At 63.2% G+C, this 21,567-nt stretch carries 24 protein-coding genes; 1 reads left to right on the top strand and 23 read right to left on the bottom strand.

The window, feature by feature from the left end; genetic code table 11:
• Positions 1–67: 67 nt before the first annotated feature.
• The 17 genes from RVM24_RS06425 to RVM24_RS06345 all read right to left on the bottom strand — a co-directional run bounded on the left by RVM24_RS06425 (position 68) and on the right by RVM24_RS06345 (position 14,565).
• Positions 68–838 carry a competence protein CoiA gene (locus tag RVM24_RS06425; RefSeq protein ID WP_041609888.1) on the bottom strand — a complete coding sequence of 257 codons (771 nt, stop codon included), beginning with the start codon at positions 836–838 and terminating at the stop codon, positions 68–70.
• A 139-nt stretch (positions 839–977) separates the two neighbouring features.
• Positions 978–3,263, bottom strand: a complete 2,286-nt coding sequence (locus RVM24_RS06420; RefSeq protein ID WP_165794830.1) for a helicase-related protein — start codon at positions 3,261–3,263, stop codon at positions 978–980.
• Positions 3,264–3,359: 96 nt separating this feature from the next.
• The gene (locus RVM24_RS06415) at positions 3,360–3,656 is read right to left on the bottom strand and encodes a hypothetical protein (RefSeq protein ID WP_427776059.1); all 297 of its coding nucleotides are present in this window, start codon (positions 3,654–3,656) and stop codon (positions 3,360–3,362) included.
• Positions 3,657–3,754: 98 nt separating this feature from the next.
• Complete coding sequence (locus tag RVM24_RS06410; protein WP_015879475.1) at positions 3,755–4,075, bottom strand: hypothetical protein; 321 nt, start codon at positions 4,073–4,075, stop codon at positions 3,755–3,757.
• 55 nt (positions 4,076–4,130) lie between these two features.
• Entirely contained in the window at positions 4,131–5,240 is a 1,110-nt protein-coding gene (locus RVM24_RS06405; RefSeq protein WP_058167133.1) for a DUF6094 domain-containing protein, read from the bottom strand.
• Positions 5,241–5,306: 66 nt separating this feature from the next.
• Positions 5,307–5,963, bottom strand: a complete 657-nt coding sequence (locus RVM24_RS06400) for a hypothetical protein (RefSeq protein WP_106763503.1) — start codon at positions 5,961–5,963, stop codon at positions 5,307–5,309.
• A gap of 82 nt (positions 5,964–6,045) precedes the next feature.
• Positions 6,046–6,387, bottom strand: coding sequence for a hypothetical protein (locus RVM24_RS06395; protein ID WP_106763501.1), 342 nt, complete (start codon positions 6,385–6,387; stop codon positions 6,046–6,048).
• Between the two features lie 89 nt (positions 6,388–6,476).
• Complete coding sequence (locus RVM24_RS06390) at positions 6,477–7,163, bottom strand: DUF3275 family protein (protein WP_058167136.1); 687 nt, start codon at positions 7,161–7,163, stop codon at positions 6,477–6,479.
• Positions 7,164–7,261: 98 nt separating this feature from the next.
• Positions 7,262–8,089 (bottom strand): DUF932 domain-containing protein, encoded by an 828-nt coding sequence (locus tag RVM24_RS06385; RefSeq protein ID WP_003296474.1) that lies wholly within the window; start codon positions 8,087–8,089, stop codon positions 7,262–7,264.
• Positions 8,090–8,242: 153 nt separating this feature from the next.
• Complete coding sequence (locus RVM24_RS06380) at positions 8,243–9,157, bottom strand: DUF3577 domain-containing protein (RefSeq protein ID WP_033947817.1); 915 nt, start codon at positions 9,155–9,157, stop codon at positions 8,243–8,245.
• Between the two features lie 592 nt (positions 9,158–9,749).
• Positions 9,750–10,562: a hypothetical protein gene (locus RVM24_RS06375; RefSeq protein WP_003296462.1), complete on the bottom strand. Its 813-nt coding sequence runs from the start codon at positions 10,560–10,562 to the stop codon at positions 9,750–9,752.
• 291 nt (positions 10,563–10,853) lie between these two features.
• Positions 10,854–11,597 (bottom strand): hypothetical protein, encoded by a 744-nt coding sequence (locus tag RVM24_RS06370; RefSeq protein WP_058167137.1) that lies wholly within the window; start codon positions 11,595–11,597, stop codon positions 10,854–10,856.
• A 120-nt stretch (positions 11,598–11,717) separates the two neighbouring features.
• Entirely contained in the window at positions 11,718–12,380 is a 663-nt protein-coding gene (locus RVM24_RS06365; protein WP_058167138.1) for a hypothetical protein, read from the bottom strand.
• Positions 12,381–12,481: 101 nt separating this feature from the next.
• On the bottom strand, positions 12,482–12,943 hold the full coding sequence (locus RVM24_RS06360; RefSeq protein WP_058167139.1) for a hypothetical protein: 462 nt from the start codon (positions 12,941–12,943) through the stop codon (positions 12,482–12,484).
• Between the two features lie 97 nt (positions 12,944–13,040).
• Positions 13,041–13,433 carry a hypothetical protein gene (locus RVM24_RS06355; protein ID WP_003296459.1) on the bottom strand — a complete coding sequence of 131 codons (393 nt, stop codon included), beginning with the start codon at positions 13,431–13,433 and terminating at the stop codon, positions 13,041–13,043.
• Between the two features lie 23 nt (positions 13,434–13,456).
• A complete protein-coding gene (locus RVM24_RS06350; protein WP_106763498.1) occupies positions 13,457–13,669 on the bottom strand; it encodes a hypothetical protein in 213 nt (70 codons plus the stop codon).
• Between the two features lie 332 nt (positions 13,670–14,001).
• Entirely contained in the window at positions 14,002–14,565 is a 564-nt protein-coding gene (locus tag RVM24_RS06345; protein ID WP_106763496.1) for a hypothetical protein, read from the bottom strand.
• Between the two features lie 138 nt (positions 14,566–14,703).
• Here RVM24_RS06345 and RVM24_RS06340 point away from each other — a divergent pair, with 138 nt between their 5' ends.
• A complete protein-coding gene (locus RVM24_RS06340) occupies positions 14,704–14,937 on the top strand; it encodes a hypothetical protein (protein ID WP_431475144.1) in 234 nt (77 codons plus the stop codon).
• On the opposite strand, the gene RVM24_RS06335 is transcribed toward RVM24_RS06340, so the two are convergent.
• The 6 genes from RVM24_RS06335 to RVM24_RS06310 form a co-directional block, all read right to left on the bottom strand.
• Positions 14,927–16,519, bottom strand: coding sequence for an ATP-binding protein (locus tag RVM24_RS06335; RefSeq protein WP_106763493.1), 1,593 nt, complete (start codon positions 16,517–16,519; stop codon positions 14,927–14,929). The genes RVM24_RS06340 and RVM24_RS06335 overlap by 11 nt on opposite strands.
• 290 nt (positions 16,520–16,809) lie before the next feature.
• Positions 16,810–17,121, bottom strand: coding sequence for a hypothetical protein (locus RVM24_RS06330; protein WP_003296454.1), 312 nt, complete (start codon positions 17,119–17,121; stop codon positions 16,810–16,812).
• A gap of 351 nt (positions 17,122–17,472) precedes the next feature.
• The gene (locus RVM24_RS06325; protein ID WP_106763491.1) at positions 17,473–19,482 is read right to left on the bottom strand and encodes a DNA topoisomerase III; all 2,010 of its coding nucleotides are present in this window, start codon (positions 19,480–19,482) and stop codon (positions 17,473–17,475) included.
• A 274-nt stretch (positions 19,483–19,756) separates the two neighbouring features.
• Positions 19,757–20,158, bottom strand: coding sequence for a single-stranded DNA-binding protein (locus tag RVM24_RS06320; RefSeq protein WP_003296452.1), 402 nt, complete (start codon positions 20,156–20,158; stop codon positions 19,757–19,759).
• A 73-nt stretch (positions 20,159–20,231) separates the two neighbouring features.
• Positions 20,232–20,762, bottom strand: coding sequence for a DUF3158 family protein (locus RVM24_RS06315; protein WP_015879464.1), 531 nt, complete (start codon positions 20,760–20,762; stop codon positions 20,232–20,234).
• Positions 20,759–21,547 (bottom strand): PFL_4669 family integrating conjugative element protein, encoded by a 789-nt coding sequence (locus tag RVM24_RS06310; protein ID WP_003296450.1) that lies wholly within the window; start codon positions 21,545–21,547, stop codon positions 20,759–20,761. Before RVM24_RS06310 ends, RVM24_RS06315 begins: the two co-directional genes overlap by 4 nt.
• Positions 21,548–21,567 lie beyond the last annotated feature (20 nt).

The raw sequence follows: 21,567 nt of genomic DNA, 5'->3' as shown, positions 1-21,567 counted from the left end.
GACTATATAAGGGTTGGGGCTGTATCAGAATCGCATGGGCTCCGGATGAGTTAATACCGGTTCTTAACTAAATATCTGCCGCGCGCTGGGCTGCGGCACGTTCGCGCGCAAGTTGGGCGGCACGAGACATCGCATCTAGGTTGTCGATGCACCAAAGACCATCTACGCAAAGAAAGCGATCACTAAGCACTGCTTCGAGTAAATCCGGAAGACTGGCGGTGAAAAATCCAGCACCTGTGATCGTGGTGGTCGGCTCCAACTCGAGCATTGCTATAGGCACATCTGCGAGACATGGGCCGAAGTGCCCGGCTGGAGGGAATTTTCCTCCGAACTCGGTCCGCAGTCGCTCCTTGCTCATGCTCCTCGTGAGAGTGCTGTATCTCTCTTGTCTTAGCAACCAAAGCGCCTTGATGCCCTCGGCCCGATATTTCTTTTGCCGGGTACGGTAGTCACGCAGCGACTGATATGACCTTTGGATCTCGATAGCCAACTTGGCCTCGCCACGCTCGCCCCAGACATCGGCTTTCCAGCGGCTGGTTTCGCTGCTCCCTGGAACCTCAACCGAGGCTCGGCAACCAAGATCCTCCAAAACGCTGCGCACCAGTATCTTGGCCGCGAGGTGCCACTGGCTTTCTTCGGAAGTGCTGCAGGCACCGCTTAGATGCGCGAAGAAAGGATGGCCATTGGCACTGATCTTGGGGACGGCTGGAGCATTGCAGCATGGCATTAGCAGATCGCCGACGTGATAGTTCCGTTGCAGCCCCAGCCACTGGGCCTGCGACATGCGCAGTGCATTCGCGACGCCAGTGCCATTCGCGTAGGCTGCTTCGATCACCATGACCATCATGCCCCTCGAGATCTGCGTATGTCCGCCCAGTTTAACGACCCCGACGCTGGGCGTCATGGCGACGATTGAAGGTACTGTGCAGGAATAAAAAAAGCCGGCGCCCAGAGGGACGCCGGCATGAACGAGAGTATCAGGCCGCGACGAGTTGCCGGGCCAGGGCGACCTCGATCGAATCGCCGTCCTGGTTGAGCACATCCAGCCCCGATTCCGGGACGTCGCCGGAGGTGCTCTGCGATACCAGGATCTTCTTCGCCATCAGGGCCAAGCACGTCATCTGCGACGTGGCCGCATACCCCAGGTAGATCACCTTCACATGCTGCTTCTGGCCGATCCGCCATGACCGGCGCGCGGCTTGTTGCAACGTGTAGATGTTCCACCCCGACTGCATGAACACAATCGTGGGGAACTCCAGCAAATCCAGGCCGGTTTTCACCAGTTCCGGATTCGTGATGAGGACGTCGATCCCGCGATCGAGCTGCTCGGCAATCCAGTCTTCGCGGCGAGAGGCATCCACGCTTGCGCGCAGTACCGCCACCCGAAAACCCTCTTGCTCCAGCAACATCTTCAAACGGCTGGTGGTATCGCGCGTGCCGGTGTAGACGGAGTACACCAGGGTCTTACGACCCGCGGCTTTCTCCTCGCGGCAGATGTCGATCAGCTCACGCTCTTTCGGCATGATCTCCAGCTCGTTGAACTGGGCCGGTGTGAAGGCCAGGACCTGGCGCGTACGCGGGTGGCGCACGGTTTCTGCCCGGAAGCAGCAGTCGGACCACGCCAACAGCACATTGAGGACTACGCCCAGCAAGGTGGTATCCCGCTTGCGCAGGGCCTCCTTGAGTTCCGCCGTCAGGCTGGCGGCCAGATTGCGGTAGGCGTCGGCCTGCCCGGCATCCATGGCGACCTCCCGGAACTCTTCGTCATACGGCGGCAGCACGCCGCCGATGTCTCTGAGCTTGAGGAAGATCGTGTACGGCAGCACGCAGCGCAGTACGCCTTTCGGCCCGAACCCGGGTGCCTTGACCGTTCTGACGGTGATCTTCGAGCCTTTGGCGGTCTTGTGGGCCGGCCCGTTGCTCTCGGAATAGATGTCCTTGAGGACACCATGGTCCCTCATAAACGCCATGGCAGCGGCATTCATGCTGCCGCTGGCGCTCGGGCGGTAACCATCTTCGATCATCCTCGCGGGCAAGGCCCGGAACAGCAAATGAAAGAGATCGTCTGCATAGCCCCCCATGAGGGTACCGGTTAGCAGTACGGTCTTGCGTGCCTTGGCTGCGATGACGCCCATCGCCTGGCCCTGCGCCGATCCACCCGTTTTGTATTCATGGGCTTCATCTGCGATGAGCAAGTCGAAGGTGCTTTGCGGCAGATACCGCTTCACATATTCCGAGGGCTGATAGCCGCCTTCTCCGAAGCCGAACTCCATTGAGGACATGGCGCGTTCCATGCGCTGCGCCTGCCGGTCGGAAAACACCAACTCCCCGCGCTCGTCCATCAGGTTGATGAAGTTGTGCAGGTTGTCGCCGAGCATCGACGCCAGGAACGAATCGCCGAAGGTCTTCATCAGCTTGTTGGCCGTGGCCTCGCCGATGGTCGGGATTCTCTTCAGCGCACGCAGCACCGCCGAGGACTGATCACTGCCCGACAGGCTACGTGGCCGCATCAGCGTCCAGAGTGCGCCGTCGCAGACATGGCACTTGCGGCGGGTTTCTTCCGCCTCCAGCTCCAGAGCACTGACCGGCTCGCCGTCGAGATCAGTGACCATCGTCCCGCAGTGCGGGCAGGCGCCGACCATGCCGTAACGGGTGCGTTTGCGGACGAAGGCGGGCTTCCAGTGGAATCCCATCCGCATTCTGACCCTGCCGATGATGAAGAACTCCTGCCCTTCGGCCGGCACGTTCAACTGCTCGCGCAGCTTGATCAACTTGAGCAATGTGTCCGGGCCGTTGAGCACCCAGACTTTCGCACCGGCGACGGTTTCGAGGATCTCGCGCCGCCATTTGTAGACTAGATGGGGCGGGCTGAGGACGAGCGTGCGGCGATAGCCTTCCGCGTTGAGCACCGCCCCTAGCGCGATGCCGACGGTGGTTTTTCCCGTCCCCATCTCGCCATTGACGATGGCCGCGCGCTCGCCCTGATTGACGAGCAGTTCGGCGGCCGCATGGACGACCTCGGCCTGGGCGGGGAACAGCTGCCGCTTGAGGCTGGCGAGGACGAGCTGGCGGTTGGCGCGCGGCACACCGTTGTAAACGGGCGGGTTGGCCCGGTTGAGGGAGTCGAGTAACTCATCCCCAAACTCGGTGACGAAATCCTGCAGGCTGAAAGACAGATCGCTTTCGCTGTCCGCAGGGTTGAACAGATCGCCCGTGGCGGGCATGGAAGGTGCGGCGGGGGCCGCTTCGAGTTGCATGGTCATGGTGATGCTCCAAAAAAATGGGGCATGCACCGCCCCCAGGGGCGATGTATGCCCCTGGGGGTGAAGGTGGGTGGACGGCGCGCAGCCGCCCGGAAATCAATACTCGCTGGGTAACAACAGCGTCGTGACGCTGCGGTCCCACTCAGTGATGATCCAGAGTTTCAGATCGGGATCGACCTGGTACGAAGAGAGCAACCGGGCCTCGCCCGATGCCAGCGCGGCATCGTTCGATCGCCGATCGTCCTCGTCGAGGTCGCCCCAGTCGCCGCTGAGGTGGCGGCGAAGGTACGGGCTCGGGTTGAGCCGTCCCTGTTCGACCAGATTGGCCACGCCGACGGTCATGACCGTCGCACCCGGCGAGAAGCGCAGATTGGGGGCCGCGCTGATGGACATTACAGTTGCCATGGTGATAGCTCCTTCGATGAAAGAAAGGGCCATGGCGTCCCCATCGGGGCGACATGACCCCGGTGGGTGGATGAAATGGGCTGGTGCTAGATCGAGGACTGCTCTTCGGGCAGTTGGACCACGGTGGTGCGGTGATCCTCGCTGGTCATCACGATCAGCAGCAGCTGCGGCGTGATCCTGTAGCGAGAGATCATGGGATTGTCCTGGTCGAGTGCCACATCATTGACCTGGCGGGTGGTCTCGTCGACATCGCCCCAATCGCCTCGCACATGGCGCTGCACATAAGGCAAGGGATCGATGAGGCCTTTGCTGGCCAACCAGTGCACCTTCTCGCTCAGCCTCAGCGAACCGAGGGCGAACAACGGACGGGCTTGCGGCTCGCGCCGCGCGAACAAACGCGAAAGCATGGGAGTTCTCCTTCTGGTGGATGAATGAAGCAAGGCGGCGAGCCGCCCGATGCGATCAGTGGATGGTGAGAATCCGGCCGAGGGTGGCCGAGTCCGGGGACAAGTCCCAGGCACGAATCACGGGGACAAACTTGTCGGTGAGGATGCGTGTCTCTGCGATTGAACCGTCATCGCGCTCGCGATATTCGGTGGTCGTCGCCTTCTGCTTGTAGGTGTCGCCTTTCACGGCCAGGGTGCGGCCGTTCTTCGACTGCACGACACCGGAGATCGCGCCGGCCGCGAGGGCCAGTGCCAGGTGCCACTGGGACAATGCGCGCGCCGGGCGGCGCAAGGACTGCTGGGCGGCGCCCAGATGGGTCTCGAACGACGGCCACAGGCCATGCAGGCGCTGCACTTCGTCGGCGAACTGCGCCGGCTCCATGCTCAGACGGTAGAAATGCTCCGGCTCGTGCTGGGCGACAGGGACGGCATACGGAAGCGATGGCCACGCGGGTGGCAGTTCCTCCGCTTCCAGGTCGCCTTGCCCGATCTGCAACAGGCGAGCACGGACGTTCTTGACCTCATCGCCCACCAGCTCGCGCTGGCGGACCCGGCGACCGAACACGACCACCTGCTTGAACTGCGTATCCACCGCTCGGTAGATGCGCAGATCGGCAAAGTGCCGCGTGAGCCAACCGACCAGTTCCTGGTCAAGCACGTAGTGCGGGACGATGAAAACCAAGATGCCGTCGTACTGCAGCAGTTGCAGCGTGCGCTGATAGAACAGCTTTTCCAGCCGTGCGCGGCCCTTGCCGTCGTAGCCGATGTTGCCGTTCGCATCCTTGGACAGATCCCCGTATGGCGGGTTGAGCCACAGCAAACCGAAGCTCTGGCGTGCGATCAAGGTGTCCATGAGGTCGCCCTGGATGCAGTGATCGACGAGCAGACGCGCATGGTTGGCGCGCTCCGGGTCGAACTCCACCGCATAGGCGGTGACCTGGTCACGCCCGAGGGCATGCGCAGCCTCCGCGATGGCGACGCCTTCGCCTGCACAAGGATCGAGAATGCACATCGGCCCGTCGCCGGGCGCCAGTGCGCTGAGCGCTCTTTCGAGCGTGGGCTCGTCGGTCGGAAAATATCCAGCCTTGATGAAGTTGCGGGCGAGCCGCGGGAACATGAGTGCCATAAGAAATCTCCTGTAGCGGGGATGAAGGAAAGCGGGTGCGTGTCGGTCACACGCACCTGCCGTGGGTCAGGCCACCGCTTCCAGCGACCGTTGGGTGGTCGCCGGCTGCGGGAGCGGATGGGCGGTCAGTACGCCCTGGCGGATCAGGCTGCCCAGCGCTTCGGTGAGCGCTGGCACGTCCAGCCCCAGACGAAATCCACGCAGCGGCCCGAGGGCCGTCGGCAGGTCGCGGAGCATGTCGCGGTCTCGCAGCAGTGCCAGCACCGTCCCTTGCCAGTGATCCAGCAAGGGCAGCGGGCACGTCTCCTTGACGAGCAGCCAGAGGCGCGACGTAGGATCGGCCGCCGCGCGCGGCAACAGTGCGAGCGCGCTGGTGGTGGCCTTGTCCGGCCGGATGCAGCGCCGATCGAACAGCCAGAGATTGACGAGCGACCCGAACAGGGTGCGGCGATAGCTGCGGGTCAAGCGCTTTTCCAGACGCTCGACCGAGGGAACGAACACGGGCACGGAGCCGCCCTGGTCGGTGATGAGATGGAACTGGTCCAGTCCATCCTCGTCGCGGCCCAAGGTGAGCCGGGCGAGAAACTGCTGGATCGCGGTGTCCCGCGCCCAGACCGACAGAAAGACCAGATCGCCGTCTTCGCCGCAGACGCAGGCATCGGCCATCACGTCGCCGCATTCGTCGATGCGGTACAGCAGCTGTGGGGATGAAGATGCAGACATGGTGGAGTCCTCAATGAGTGAGGGGCACCACCACCCGCAGGGGCAGTGAATGCCCCGTTAGGGATGAAAGAACGCGGACTACTCAGAGTTCACGTTCGGTGAACGAACCGTCGGCCTGATGCTTGACTACGCGGTTGCCGACATTCCTTTCAGCGTCGTGCTGGACCTCGATGAACAGGCTTTCCGGCACAAGGATCTGAAAATGACGCAAGACCTCACGGTAGTAGTCCAGGTCATGGTTGAACGGATCGCTCTCGTGCAGATTGCTGTACAAGAAGTCGTCGCTCTCGACCTTCATGGTGTCGTCGATCAACTCGGTTGGCTTCTCGATGACCAAGAAGAAGTAGTTCATCGGCCGATCCCAGCCGAGTAGTACGGTGACGGAAAATCCTTTGTGAAATGTGTCGAAGTAGTGCCGACTCATGGTGAAGCTCCTCGATTGAAATAGCCGGGAACCTCCCCATCGGGGCTGCCCCGGCGGGTGGATGAAATGCCGCGGATGCGGCAGGACGATCAGGCAGCCTGCGGTTCGAGTTGCAGGTTCCATTGCTGGGCCGTGGCGTCGAAGGCATAGCCCAACTGGTTGAGCCGCGCGATCTGCAGACGCAGGGTGCGGCGATCGATGGTCGAGTCAAGTTTCACCGACTCTTCCAACGGCCAGAGAATGCCGAACAGCGCCGCGTCGTCGCTCTCGGGACTATCCGAAGCGGCCACGGTGGCGGACGGCGTATCGACGCCGAATGGCGTGGTATCGACCAGCGGGTCCTTCGATGCCTGCACGGGCGCAGGCTCCGGCTTGGACCGGGACTTGGATTTCTCGGCTGTTGCCGGCGTTGTCGCCGGTGGCGTGCCCAGCTCTTCATCGAGCGGATCGACGTCCTGTGCGGCGAAGGCGCGAGCCTCGGCCTTGCTCAGCTTGTCGATGCCCGACAGGGTCATGCCGTCCAGGTTGGCGCGGATTTCAAAGCGCATGCCATCGCCAACCGGATAGGCCTTCGGATAGATGTAGCGGATGACGAACTCACCGTCGTACTTCCCTTCGGGGTACTGCTCCAGTTCCGGGTCTTTCACATGGAACAGTCCAAGGCGGGTCGTGAGGCGACCGACCGTGAACCGACCGTTGCGGCCCGGGATGGTGCGGATGGCGAGTTGGCCGCGGACGATGAGGGGCGGATCGGATTGAACGGCTGCTGTAGCCATGGCATATCTCCTTGTGATGAATGGAACCGTCTTGCGCGGCGCGCAACGGGTCAGGAAGAAAATGGACCCGCCCTGACGGGCGAGGTCCGAGTAGTGGCTCAGGACTTCAACTGGCGCATGCCTTCGGCGAGCATCCAGAGGGCGCGGTTCAGGCGCAGGTTCTGATCGATACCCTGTACAGGGCGGGTACGCTGGCGGCGGCCGTTCGCAGTGCGTCCGGTCAGCCCTCCCTTGACGAGGTTTTCCTGGACGCGGTTGAAGATCGACCAGAGGTCGCTCTTGCGATCGTCCCAGCGTCTGGGAACCAACAACTGACTCTCCGTGACAGGCGCGGGCTTGTCCGGATCGTCGTACTTGAGCGCCAGGGCCGAACGGGCGAAAACGTCGTCCTCCCCAGCCTCCAGCGTGATCGCGCGCATGCTCTCGCGCGCTTCCTGCACCCGCTCGAAGCCTTTCAGGACTTCGTAGGCACCTTCGATGACCTGGCCCGCGACATCGCCCTTGTGAGGCACGCGGATGTCCGCGAACGTGTCGCCGCAGACCAGCCCGTTCTGGCAGACGAATCGAAACTGACCTGCCAGCATCTGATAGCTGCTGGTGCCATCGTGCGAGTTCAACAAGATGATCTCGTTGGCTTCGTCGCCATTGATCTGGCTGGCGTGGCGAAGGCGGATCAGGTGTTTGGTGTACTCGCGGCGGTCCTCGTTGCGGACACGTGTTTGGCACACCATGAAGGGCAGGAATCCCTCCTGACGAAGTTCCGACAGCACGGTGGCCGTCGGGATGTAGCTGTACCGCTGGGAACGGCTTTCGTGCGGTGTTTCCGCAAAGATCGACGGCACCACGGCGCGAATCTGGTCGTCCAACAGAGGACGGTCCGAGCGCAGTACCGGTGAGCGCGGTGCGAAACGGGATGCGAGAGACATGGCATTCTCCTGGGATTGTTATGCAGCCGAATCCGCACGGTGCGGAACGGACTGCGGGGATGAAAAGACGAACGCCCACGCGCCACGTCAGTGGCCTGCAGGCAGGTTGGGGATAAGAAGCAAGACCCCGGAATGGGGCCTTGCGGGGGTGGATCAGAAGGAAGCCGCGAGTGCGGGTTCCTCGGCCTCGGGTGCCGGCACGGGTTCGTCCTGAACGGACTCGGCGGTCGGCGCCTCGACGGTGCCATCGGCGGTATCCGCATCCTCGGTCGCCGCAGCGTCCTCGGAAACGGGCGCCGGTGCGGCGGCCGGAAAGACCTGCTGGCCATCGATCTTGATCAGGCCGATGTGGATCAGCTTGGATTCCAGGCTCGCCGCCGGTTCGCCGGCACGCTCGCCCTTGGTGCGGAGGTACGCATCGGCCTTCATGTCGTTGAGACGGAAGGCGATCAGCACCTTGCGCTCGGCCTCGATGGCCTGTACGCAGCGGCGCACCAGATGCTGGGCGTCCGCAGTGGCGACGATGGTGTTGATGTACCGGTAATCCGGCTCATCGACCGGGCCGGCCAGCGCCCCGATGGAGCACGACAGGAACGGATCGCCATCCTTCGGCGTAACCTCGCGCGGACGGTTGAGATAACCGATACCCCGGGTGATCAGCTCGTACTGCTCGATCTGCGCCAGTTCGGCACGATCGATCAGTTCGGCTTTCAACAGTCGGCCCTTGAGACTGGCCGCCGGCTGATTCTTGCGGTCGCCGCTGGTGCGCATGAAGGCATCGCCCCAGAGATCGCCGATCCGGAACTTGACCAGCGGACGCTGCCTCGGGTCATCGACGCCGATGTAACTCTCGACCAATTTCTTGGCGTCGGCACCGGAGACTTTGACGTCGAAGTAGCGGGTGACGGGGTCTTTGGCGGACCCGACGAGTGCGGCGACAGTGCAAGCCAGGAACGGCTGCGCACGGCGGCCACCACGGACAGGAACCTCCCGGACACGCTGCAAGCGGGCGTAGCCCTCGGTGTGAAGATCGAAGTAGCTCTTCGCGTTGGAAGTCGTATTGGTCATGGTGAATCTCCAATGGGAATGAAGCGGAGACACACCGGACCCGACTGCGCGGGGGGTGCGTAACCCCGCGGTGGGTTGATAAGGCGAATGGACTAGGAAGGTGCATCCACCACCGGCAAGCCGATGGTCGTTCGCACGGAGGGATGCGTTGCGAACTGGCTCGGTCACGCGGCGGGTGCCGCGCCGCAACCTCGAAGACCGATGGTTGCCTGGCATGTCGCTGACAACGTCAGCAAGCATGGGGCAAGCCTCACACCGCGCGGCTTCGCACACCATCGGGAATGAGTACTGTCGCCTGACCGCATTCAATCGCCGCAATAGCAGCCGATGGTCTCTTCGGCAGGGTCGGACAGGTCGTCCTGGCGTTCGGTAAAACAGGCCAGCTAAGTGCGCACTCGCGGCGGAACCGGGGGGCTGAGGCAGGTTCAGTGTTCTGCCGACACGGTCATGAGATATTTCCCAGCAGATAGGCACAGCCCCGGAAGCTGGCGCGAGGCCAGTTTCCGGGGCAAGTGCCGTGGTGGATGAATGCTCCGACAAGGCGGTGCGGAAAGGACGAAATGCCGCCGACGGACTCAGCCGCTTCGCGCAGTCATGCGGATACCGCCCGCGGCTTGCGCCGTGCGGGCTTCTGCACGGTGCTGACGCGAATCTGGCGCCAACTGCCATCGTCGATCAGGCGTTCCAACGTGTTGCCGAGGTCATCGAAGAACACCTCATCCACGCGCTCCACCAGCTCACCGTCGCGGTGCAGTTCCACCGCATAGAGATCGTCGCCTCGTTCGTACAGCACGGTGACGCGCCCCTGGAACTTCGCCGTGACCACGTTGAAACTGATGGCCGGCGGCGTGGCGATGATGTCCTTGGGCAGTGGATCGACCCAAGTGAAGTCGCACGCGCCAGCATCGACCAACAGGTGCGTGATGCGCCGGTAGCCGTCGGGCGCCGGCAGCGTTTCCAACTGCTCGATGAGTTGCTGCAGTTCCAGGCAGCGCGGCTGCGGGACCGGCAGTTTCGCCGGAGCCGAACCGAGCACGAACGTCTGCAGCTTGTAGGGCTGGCCGTCGTGGGTGTACTCGGTGCGTTCCTCGGGGGTATCCGCTCGCAAGCCGTCGAAGCGGCGTCTGGCATAAGGCTCGACCTGTACCTTGGCACCTTCGTCGGGTTCCTCGGTCACGCGCGACCGGTCGAGCACCATGAACTGGGTGCGTCCGGTCTTGACGACAATGGCCTCGTCTGTGCTCGCGATGACCTTGCCTTCAAAAGGCTTGGGATCGATATGGAAGCCCATCGTCGATACCTTGGGCTCACCGTCGAAGATGACGAACTTGAAGCCGCGGGCATTGGACGGCACATGGCCGGAAACCAGCGTCGGGAGTTGTTGACGAATGAGTTGATGGTCCATGGGAAATCTCCAGAAAAAAGGGACTTCCCGGCCACAGGGGGCGGGTTGTCCCAAGTGGGTGGATTGGATGGACGCGGTGCGTCCAGAAGAGGATGAAAGCCAGCACGCGATCGGCATGCCGCGGTCTCGATGGCCTTGACCGCCTGGGATGTTGCCGGCTACGCCAGCGAACATGGCAGCAGGATGGCAGAGCCTGGCCGGCCCGGCCTGCGATAAACCGAACCGGCCTGCACCGCATTCCCGAGGCAGAAAAAAGCCCCTCATCGGAGGGGCTCGGGGGGACATGACTGGTCAGGTGTCCACAGAGGGGGTGTCGTCCTCTTCCTCGAAGACGGTCAGACCGTCCAGCTCGTTGGCATCAGCATCGAATACCAGCACCCTGACGTCAGCCTGTCCGGCCAGCGCCAGTACGTCGGCCAGATCCTCGGGCATGCCCTTGGACAGGTGCTCCCGGCGCAGTTGCTCGGCGGTGATGCCTTCGACGTGCATCAGGTTCTCATCCGTCCAGGGTGTGGCGATCAGCTTGACGCCGATGGCTGGGCTGTACGGGATGCGAAAGGCGACGAACAGGAACCCGCTCGGTGTGGCGATATCCGCCAGTTCGCACAGGTAGCGGCCCGATGCTTCGGTGATGTGGGCCGTGCTGATCTCCCAGGCACGGCTGTAGAAGCCCGTCTCGAACTGCAGATTGCGCACCACCGCTTGGGCATATTCCAGTGTGTAGCTGTCGCCCACATGGATGAAGCCTCTATCGAGGGTTCGGCCATAGATGCTGTGGTACACGGCCTGCACGGCGCCGCTGCCGCCGCACAAGGCATCGAGTTCGGCGGGCACCGTTTGGCCTTCGGTGATCAGCACGAAATCATCGTTGAAGATGCACGCTTGGTACGCCACCTTTTCATCGGGTAGATGAGCCTGCGATGGATGCAGCGGCAGAAAGGTTTGCGGGTGGCGCTCGTCGTAGCTGATGACGGCAAGGCGCCGAATCTCGAAACCGTAGTAGCCGCGGGCGAAAGGATTGGATGAATGGTCCATGGTTTGATTCTCCGGTGAGGGGTGACGCAGGGCCAACCCCCACCGGGGATCGACCCAGTGGGAAAGGAAGTGGTGCCGGCAGGCGGCACCGGTATGGATCAAGCGTCGTATCGCGGCCTGTCAGCTCAACAGCTCGGACAGGCGGTGTTGCAATTGCCGGCGCTGCGTTTCGTCGGTGATGCCGGCGAGCAGGCGTTGTGTTTCCCGGGCGAACAGATTGGCAGCAGCCTCCAGGTTCTGAATCAGAAGGGCTTGCCGGATACGGTTGCCGAGATCGAGCACCTGACCGGAGGCACCGAAGACCGAGAACTCGCGGCTGATGAAAGAACCGTCACCGCCGAAGTTGAAGAGGCGTGGTTTGCTGCAATACCAGCAACCCTCGAAGCGAATCTCCTTGAGGCCGTGACCATCGTCGAGTCGCGTGGCGATCAGGAACAGCGCGTCGAGATCCGAGTCATCCTCGAAACGATGGTGTTCGATCAGGTGCTGCAGATCTTCGTCCTGGTCGGTGCCGAAATGCCTGGAAAGCACGGCCAGAACGTCGTCCATCGTGGGAGGGCCCTCGCTGGGCACGGACAGCCCCAGCGACTGGGCCAGTGCAACGAGGTCTTCGCAGACATCGTCCCAATGCGCGCCGCTGTCTTCGGCAATCTGGGCGATGTAGACCTCGCCGTTGCCGGGGTATGAGGCATCCAGCTTCAAACCGCCGAACAGCGCGGTAATCACCGGGGTGACTTGGTCGAGAACGAGGACGCCGGTGGCGTCGTAGTAGTTGTTTGCCATGGGGGTGGCTCCTGGTTGGTGATGCGGAGCCAGCCCCTGCGGACATGGCATCCGCGGGGATGAACCCGAAACCGTGGCTTCGGGCAATGGTGGGAAAAGCGCTATTCGCCGAAGTCGGTGGGGTCGCCCAGAGACTTCAGCAGTTCGATCAGGCCGCAGTTGGCCAGGACGTAGAGCGCGTTGTAGTCGTCGCCCGTCGGTGCCTGCTCGCTGGTGTTGATCCGGGCATCCAGATCGAGGACGTTCTGCCGCACCCGGCGGGCGATCGCCAGCGGTTCGGGTGCGTCATCCAGGACGGGCTCGCCCAGTGCGGCAAGCACAACCCGTGGTGACAGCGCGTCCGGCAAGGACTCGAACACCGTGGGGGTGTTGCTGCGGCACAGGGCTTCGGCTTCGGAGTTGCCGATGTCGAAGCAGACGATTTCGTCGTCGGCCGCGCCTTCGGTGTCGTAGTCCACTACCGCGAATGGCGGCAGCGGGAGATGATCGGGCCAGTCCTGCACGACGATGGCCTGCACCAGGCCTCCTTCGAGGACGACGGCAAAGGATGGATTTCGGGACATGGGTCGCTCCTGTGGGAAGAATGGAGGGACACCGCCCCGAAGGGACGGATGTCCCTCGCTGGGGGTTGAGAAAATGGCGGTGGTCGGTCGTTCGGACCTACCAGCCGCTGTAGTTGAGTACCAGATCGGCGATCACCTGACGCCGCTCCAGATCCAGGCCACCGAGGTCGGAAAGCCCCTCGAAGCCGCAGCGCTTGAGCATCGCGGCGCCCTCGCGCGAGTTGTAGAAGCTCACCATCGCGGACAGGAACATGCGCTGTCCGCCGCTCAAAACGCCCAGGGCGTCGTTGAGTTCCAGCAGGTTCGGACGCAAGTCCCACTTGCTGGCGGCACGGCGCAGGCCTTCGCGGGTGCCATCGCCAAACCACTCGGGCCCGGCGATTTCCGCACCGCGTTTCCAAGCCTCGAAAAAGGCCTCGGGCGCACGCTCGAAATGGCGCGTTTCACGCATGATCTGATCGACGACGTCGGTTGGTAGAAGCTGATTCATGACGGTCTCCTCATGGATGGGGATCAAGGGGTGGGCAGCTGGGTCCAGCCGCCTCGGTCGAGGGCTCGCTGGGCTGCCGCCGAACTGCGGAAGTACTCGGCCGACTCGCGGGAGACGGGGCCTTCGATGTCGCGCGTACCGATGTAGTGGCCGGCGGCGCTGTGAAGCACTTCGAGGGGTAGGTGTTTGCCTGCGTAGATCAGGGCCAAGTGGCCGAACGAGCTTTGCTGGAACATGGACGGACTCCTTTAAGAAGCGAGGCGGCCCTGCCCCTGACGGGATGGCAGCTCCCGCTGGCGGTGGATGAATCGGCATCGGCACCATGAAGGCGCGCGTCCGCGGACTCGATGCGATGGCGGACTGGTGTGGGTCGCACGGGAGGGAAATCCCGCGGCAGCCTGAAACCCTGGCTGCTGGCATGGTGCTGACCAGGTCAGCGACACATGCAGGCAGATTCAGCCAGCGCCGCGCCGGCGTCATGCGCAAATGGGAATCCGAGGCGTCCCGATTGATGGACGAAAAAAACCCCGCAATCGCGGGGCTGTGGAGGCTCGGGAAGCCTTGGGGATCAGGACGATTCGCCGCCCAGGACATGCTGCTTCCACAAGGCGAAAGCCTCGTCTGGTGGCAGCTCGGCCAGAATGACGATGGGTGTTTCCTGCCGTGCGCGCAGCGCCGCGAAGTACCCGGCGCGGTCGGCGATGGCCTTGAGCTTGATGCCTTTCAGGAACAGCAGCTTGCCGTCCCTGATGAACAGCACCTTGTTGGCGATGTCGCGGGTGTAGGCGGTGCGCAGCTTGCGCTCGGCATGCTGTGCTTCAGCCAGATGATCGACCAGGTAGTCGAGCGTGATGTCGATGACCAGCGGGTCGTCGTCCTCGCCGGAGATGCCACCTTTCAGCATGTCGGGGGGCAGGCTCCTGGCGAAGGCTTCGGCCTCGGCCAGCCGTGCAGCCTGACCGCCGAGTGCGCGGATGAAGGTGGAACCGCCGTGCCCGTCGTTGCGGGCATCGGCAATGGCAACGCCATCGAACAGGACGGTGGCAGTGAAGCACAGCGTCTCTTCGCTGGCGAAATCCGCGACCTTGAGGTGTTTCAGGGTGATGCGGTCTTGCGTGATGATGGTTTCCATGGACATTCCTTGAGATCAGTCGGGAAACGCCACGCCCCTGCGGGACGAAGCGCTCATCCCGTAGGTTGGAGAAAGAGGCATCGATGCCCGCATGGGCAGCGTTCGCCCGAGCGATGCGACGGCGAACTGGCGGGTGGCATGGAGCAAGCTCCACGGCAGCCTGAAACCCTGGCTGCTGGCGAAGCCGACAATGTCGGCAACAGCGGATGCCAGCATCGGTTCTGGTACTGTCCGCGTCATCCGGAAACGGGAAATCAGCACAGCCGGATTCGCCCGCACCCGGTAGCGAGAACCGGTTTTTCGTCGGCCCACAAGAAGAAAAAACGCCCCCGAAATCGGGGGCGTGGAGAGATGGCACCGATCAGGCAGTGACCGCCTGCAATTTGCCGGTGTCATCGAAGACCAGGCGCACGGTGGCGCCGGCCAGCTTGGGTTGCACGCCATGGCGCAGCGCGTACGGCAGCAGCGCCTGGACCACGCGATCGGCTGATGACGAGCAGCCTACGGCGATGAAGGTTTCGATCAGGAGTGCGTCCTCGTCTTCACGATCCTCACCGTAGCGATCGTCGAACACATAGTCGCAGACCAGCCCGGTTCTGGCCCCCGCCGAGGGGGTCAGGTAGAGCGTGTATCCCTTGCGCACGGCCTCCACTGCGTACTCCACCGTCCCGAGATGGCCCTCCAGCCCGACATGCAGGGTATCGACCAATTCCAGCTCCACCTCGTAGTCGGCAAGTCCGGGATTGACCTCTCGATGCAAGGTGGTGCCGGTTCTGATGCGCACCTGCTCAGGGCTGACGACCTTGATCAGACGCTTGAGCCAGTGGCCGTCATCCAGACCGGGCTCGTCGAGTACATACGCTTTGGCCGCTTCCAGGTAGATCTCGGCGGTCGGCGCGGTTTCGTCGTCGGGCTCGATCTGCCAGACACCAAGCACTTCCAGGGCCTGTTGGGCGATCACGCCATTTCCGCCCAGATAACGCCGCCAGTATTGACGATAGCCGGCCGGCTCTTCGTCCCAGTCCCGGAACCAGGACAGAGGAACGAAGGGCACGTCGTTGAGCAGATCGGCGTTCGACGAGTTGAGGCAGACATGCGCGTAGTGCGTGACGAAGTCGCTGGCGGCAAGCGCCTGCTTCTTCTCGATCAGTGCCTCGCGGTAGGCCTGATCGACCGCAGCCTGGATACGTGGATGATCTTCCGTCTCGTTCAGCAGGTGCTGCCGATCCGGGAGCTTCGCCAGCGTGTTGTCAGGCAGCAGGACGACCTGGCGTTCCTGGCTCGTGGGCAGCCTGTCGATAGGTCGTCCGCCGATGGGCAGTCCCTGAAGAAAGCAGCGCCACTGCGTGCGCGTACCGGACAGATTGATCAAGACCTTGCCCATGGACGTCTCGCGCCAGTGCAGATCGGGCTTCGCCAACGGGCGTGGCACTTCAGCGCCGTTGAGCCAGACCGGCACCGGAAAGGCTTCGCACAGACGCTGGAGCTCGTGCTCCACCCAGGTGGGCAGATCCTGCCCGGCCTGCACCGGCTTGACGCCTTCGAGGTGGATGGCGGTGCCCTCCAGATGGGAGCCTGCGATGTCTTCCTCGATCGGCTCGCCGGCAATGATCTCGGCGGTTCGCGCGCTGAACAGTTTGTCGCGCGAATGCACCGTCAGAGTCTTGGCGAAGTACAAGGTCGAGAGCACACCGAGGCCGAAGGCGTTCTCGCGCGCCTTGAGTTGCTTGTCCCAGCCGGATTCGGCGATGAAGATCAAGGTCTGCAGGTCGCTAATGCCGATGCCATCGTCGGTGATGGTCAGGCTGTCCTGGTTCACCGTGATGTGGATCGCGCTGGCCTGGGCGCGGCGGGCGTTCTGTAACAGTTCGCCCAGCATCGAGCCCTGGTTGAACGCATGGCGCAGATTGGCGATGAGGCTGTGCTGGTTGGTCTTGAGACGAAGGGTTCTCATGAGATGACTCCTTGGATAATGGTTTGCACCGGACAGGCACAGCGCTGCCCGGTGCGACGGGGCACTGAACAGGCGGATGCCGGTGGGAAGGGGAATGGGCCGGTCGGCCCGAGGGAGAAGCAGCATCGACGCCCGGAATGGGCGCGTGTCCGCGGCACGATGCGATGCGGACAAGGACGGTCGGCGCGGAGGGTCCGCGACGCAGCCTGCACGACCCTGGCTGCTGGCAACGGCTGACGAATCAGCGATGCAGGCCCGACAATGCGCCTGCCGTTGCGTGGTGTCGCTGATCAATGCGCAGTCGTGCGCCCCGCGTTGTCCAGAGTCTGCAGCAGGCGCCGGCCCAGCCAGGCCATGCACGGCACCGCCATCGAATTGCCAATCGCCTTGTAGCGCGGCGCCTCGGCGGCCGGCTTGTGGTTGAGGATTCGTTCGGGTGTCTCCTGTTCGTGTGACCGAGGCAGAATTGCCGGGTCGTCATGGCGGATGCGCAGGAGAAAACACGCCGAAGGCTGGCCGCCTTCGGCTTGGAGGAGGAAACCACCCGTGTACTGGTTCAGGTTGCGGTCGTCGGTGGAACCGTTCGCTGTCTCAGCATTCACCCGGCCCTTGTCGTGGTTGGGGCCGGCATCGTCTGGCGCACATCCGCGCACAAAGGGAGCCCGTTCTTTTCACCGGTGGGCGCCGGTGTCGAATACCGCCAACCCTGAAGGGTCTCCTGATGCCTCGACCCCCATGGCAGGCAAGGCATCAGGAGACCCTTCGCAGCGGGCGGGACTGTTACTGATCGAGGGAATACGCGGTGCGTGATTCGAGGAAAAAAGGCCTTCTCGCCCCTCGCAAGGGGCGCGCACACCGCAACAGAAGGTATCGCGTGCTGGGAGCCTCGCAGGGCTGCGGGGCGGTGGTCACGTTGCCGGGGGTGGTCAACGCGACGACGGGTTCTCTGTCTTTCAGGAGGCCTTCGGGCCACCGCGGCGCTTGCGCGGCGCGGCACGCTTGCCCGATTCGATGGGCAGCGTTCCCTTGCAGTCGGGGTATTTCGCGCAGGACCAGAATGGACCGCTCTTGCCGCTGCGCTGGCGCGTGGCACCGCCACACTGCGGGCATGCTGGCCCCTCGGGAATCTTGATGGACAGCGAGGTGCCACGGTACTGCGCAATCAACTGCGTGACCCAGGCCGCCTGCTTGTCGATGAAGGTATCGAGCGCGAGCTGTCCGGTTTCGATCATGTCGAGCGCCTGTTCCCACACCGCGGTTGTGCCGGGATCGGCGATCGCGGCGGGCACGGTGTCGATGAGCGTGAAGGCGGCATCCGAGGCGCGGATGGCCCGTCCTTTCTTGATCAGGTAGCCACGGTTCAGCAGGCCGCCGATGATATTGGCGCGGGTCGCTTCGGTGCCGATGCCCACGGAATCTTTCAGCTTCTGTTTCAGGCGTGGGTCTGACACCAGTTTGGCGACGCTTTTCATCGCCTTGACCAACTCACCTTGGGTGTACGGGCGCGGCGGCAGCGTCTTGAGCGCCTTCAGATCGACCCCAGCCACCTGGCACGCCAGCCCTTGGTGTAGCGCTGGCAGCACCTGGCTGCGGGGTGCGGCGTCATCGCCGGCATCGTCGGGTTGCGGCTCGGCCAGTACCAGGCGCCAACCCGGCACGACTACGTGCTTGCCCACGGCCTGCAATGTCTGGTCGCCGCAAGAGAACCTTGCTGTCGTGCGGTCGAACTCGTGCGGCGGAAGAAATTGCGCCAGGTAGTGGGCGCGGATCAGGCGGTAGACGGCCAGTTCCTTCTCGCTCATCGCCGACAGGTTGGCGGGTTCGAGCGTGGGGATGATGCCGTGGTGGGCCGATACCTTGGCGTCGTTCCAGGCGCGCGAGTGCTGGGTGCGGTCGAGCTGGTCGATGATCGGGCGCAGGCTCGGATCGGTCTTGAGCAGACTGTCGAGCACCGTGGGCGCTTCGGCATGCATGCTTTCGGGAAGATAGCCGGAGTCGCTACGTGGATAGGTGGTGGCCTTGTGCGTCTCGTACAGGGATTGGGCGATCTCTAGCGTCTCCTGGACATCGAGGCCGAACTGCTTGGAACACACTTCCTGCAAGGTGCCGAGATCAAACGGCAATGGCGCGCCTTCGCGCATGCGTTCGGTCTCGACCGATACCATCTGAGCAGCGCCAGCGGCGCGGATGCGCTGCACCGCCTGCTGCGCAACAGGCTCCTGCAGGCAACGGCCTGCATCGTCGGTACTGGCCGATGGCGGCAGCCACTGCGCGGTGAATGTCTGGCCTGTGCAGGACAGCGCCACTTCGATGGACCAGAACGGGACGGAGACGAAGGCCGCGATTTCACGATCGCGATCGACCACCAGTCTGAGCGTGGGGGTCTGCACGCGTCCGACCGACAGCACGCCGTCATAGCCGGCCCGGCGCCCCAGGAGGGTGAACAGGCGGCTCAGGTTCATCCCCACCAGCCAGTCCGCTCTGGAGCGCGCCAGCGCCGAGTGATACATGGGCAGCGTGTCGCCCGAAGGCTTCAGCTTGCCGAGCGCGGCATGGATCGAGGCGTCGTTCAGTGCTGACAACCACAGCCGTTGAATGGGGCCGCGATAGCCACAGAGATCGATGATCTCGCGCGCAATCAGTTCGCCTTCGCGATCGGCGTCGGTGGCGATGACCAGTCCGGTCGCCTTGCTCAGAAGGTCTTTGACGACCTTGAATTGCGCTGCGGTCTTGGGTTTGACCTCAACCCGCCAGTGCTGGGGAATAATGGGAAGTTGCTCGATCGTCCAGCGCTTGAGCTGTTCGTCATAGGCTTCCGGCGGCGCGGCTTCGACAAGGTGGCCAATGCACCACGTCACGACAACGCCGGGGCCGTTGAGGCAACCATTGCCGCGCTGCCTTGCGCCCAACAGGCGCCCGATGTCCTTGCCTTGCGAAGGTTTTTCGCAGAGAAATAGCCGCATGCCTGTCCATCCAAATCACATTGCCGATGTATCTGGGCAGCAGCATGTCTGGATGTTGCGAACCTCACCGCAAACAAGAGGAATGTGCAGGCACCCGCTTTGATCACGGAAACGGCGGCATATCCGACCGGGGGCGTTGGGCGTGCGAAGTGTTGATGTGTACTGGAGCTTCTTGCGCTGGGCGCGCGAAAACGCGGTGGATGTTGGTGGAACCTCGCTTCCCGAAGACAGGAAGACGGAGCGAGCCTCGGTAGGCTCGCCCCTGGAGATGCGCCTACTCCGACGGTGGCGGCTGCTCCGCTGATGTCGGCTTCGGGCTGAGCGTGACCGACTCGATCCGGTACGGCAGGATGCCGACGCTGCGCGCATTGATCTGCCAGGTCTCGCGCGGCTTCTCATCCTTGTCCTCCCAGGGTTCGCGCTCCATGCGGCCGATGACCAGAACGCGCATGCCTTTCTGGTACAGATCCTTCCAGTGCTCGGCATCGCGGTGCCAGATTTCGACCGGCGCCCAGAAGCCACCACGGTCCTCGAAGGTGCCGTCCTTCTTGGGCACCGGGTTGTCGAAATAGACGTTCAGGCGCAGCAGGCGACTGGGTTCGTCGTTGCCATTCGGGAACTCGCGGTACTCGGGCGGCGAGCCGATGTTGCCTTCTCCAGAAAAATGCGTGCTCATGTTGTGATCTCCGTGGTGGTTGAAATGCCCGTGCCAAGCCGGCCCCGGGCGCGTGCTGGGATGCCTGGCGCAATCACCGATCGTGCATTGCGGCGGGAATGGATTTGAGCCGGCGCAGATAAGCGTCCTCGGCCTGGGCCATCTTGCCGGCGCAGTCCTGGGCCTGCCGGCCGAGGGTATGCAGCAGACTGATCTGCATGTTCAACGCGATGCGCTGCTGTTCCAGCGCGAGCAGATCCTCCAGCAGATTCACCGGCGTGGCCGTGGAGGCCATGACCTCCTGCCAGAGGGCGACGCCCATCGCCGAGCGGTCGTGCTTGCGCCAGCGCAGAAAGGTCGTGCCTGCGCCGGTACGCTGCTGGGCCAGTTCAATGGACAGCAGACGGAAGGGATAGCCTCGCGCCTGCGCCAGCACGCGCCGCTGCGCCAGGTCAATCAACTCATCCCTGAGCGCGTGACACCGGTTGACCCAGTCTTCGAGATCCCCTTTACCCTTAAAAGCCCTTAAAAGGCCTTTTAGATAGCCCGCCTGTTCCAACTGGATGAAGTCCGCCTGTTCCAGGGGCTGGAAGTGCCGGCGTTGGTTCGGTTCGCGTACTGTCATGCTGACTCACCCTCGTCGGATGAGGCTGCTTCGGCGGGGTCTGCCGCAGCATCCGGCTCGCTGGCTGGTTCGGTTTCGGGGGCGGTGCGCTGCTGCAGGCCACGGCGTGCGATCGGCGGCGCGAAGCGGCTGCGCCGGGTACCTTCGAGCACGTCCTGGGGCAATTCACCGTACTTTTCCAGCGCCGCCCGTGCTGCGGCATTCTTCGCCGCGAAGTCGTCGCGCGTGGTGCCGGAATACCGGTACTGCTGCGCCAGCGAGAACAGGCTGCGCAATGAGTGCGCGCCGTCGTTGAGCCAGCGTTCGAGTGTCGAGCGATCGATCAGCGCGGTGTGGTGGGCCAGGATCAGACGTCGGGCAAGATCGTCGTAGTCCGCCAGCAGATACACCGCCATGAAGCCCAACTGCGAGGACACGAACAGCGGCAGCTTGACCGGCTGGACGTTGAGGTTCTCGCCCAGGCTCAACGCAGGCGGCACGCCGGCCAGTGCCTGGTCTACTTGCTGACGCAGGGTCTGGAGCTGTTCCTTGGTGGTGGATAGCTTGTCCTCGATGCGCAGCATCCACCAGTCCGAATAGGGGTCGTCCTGTTCGGCACCGCGCTTGAGCTTGTTCATGATGGAGACAAAGCCGTTGAGGCCGATGATGCCGGGCCTGCCTTCGGCCGGGGCGCGGCCATGCCAGATGCGGGACGCATGGTGGGTGTGCAGGGTCAGGGACATCGCGCTGCGCAGCGATCCCAGGTTCAACTGAAGGGATTCGGTGGCATTGTTCTCTTGGGCCATGGTGACGACTCTCGGTGATG

This window comes from Marinobacter sp. KM021 (assembly GCF_050707965.1).
Classification (GTDB): domain Bacteria; phylum Pseudomonadota; class Gammaproteobacteria; order Pseudomonadales; family Oleiphilaceae; genus Marinobacter; species Marinobacter shengliensis.
The sequence above is the reverse complement of the archived record's forward strand: the minus strand, read 5'-3'. Positions and strand labels throughout refer to the sequence as shown.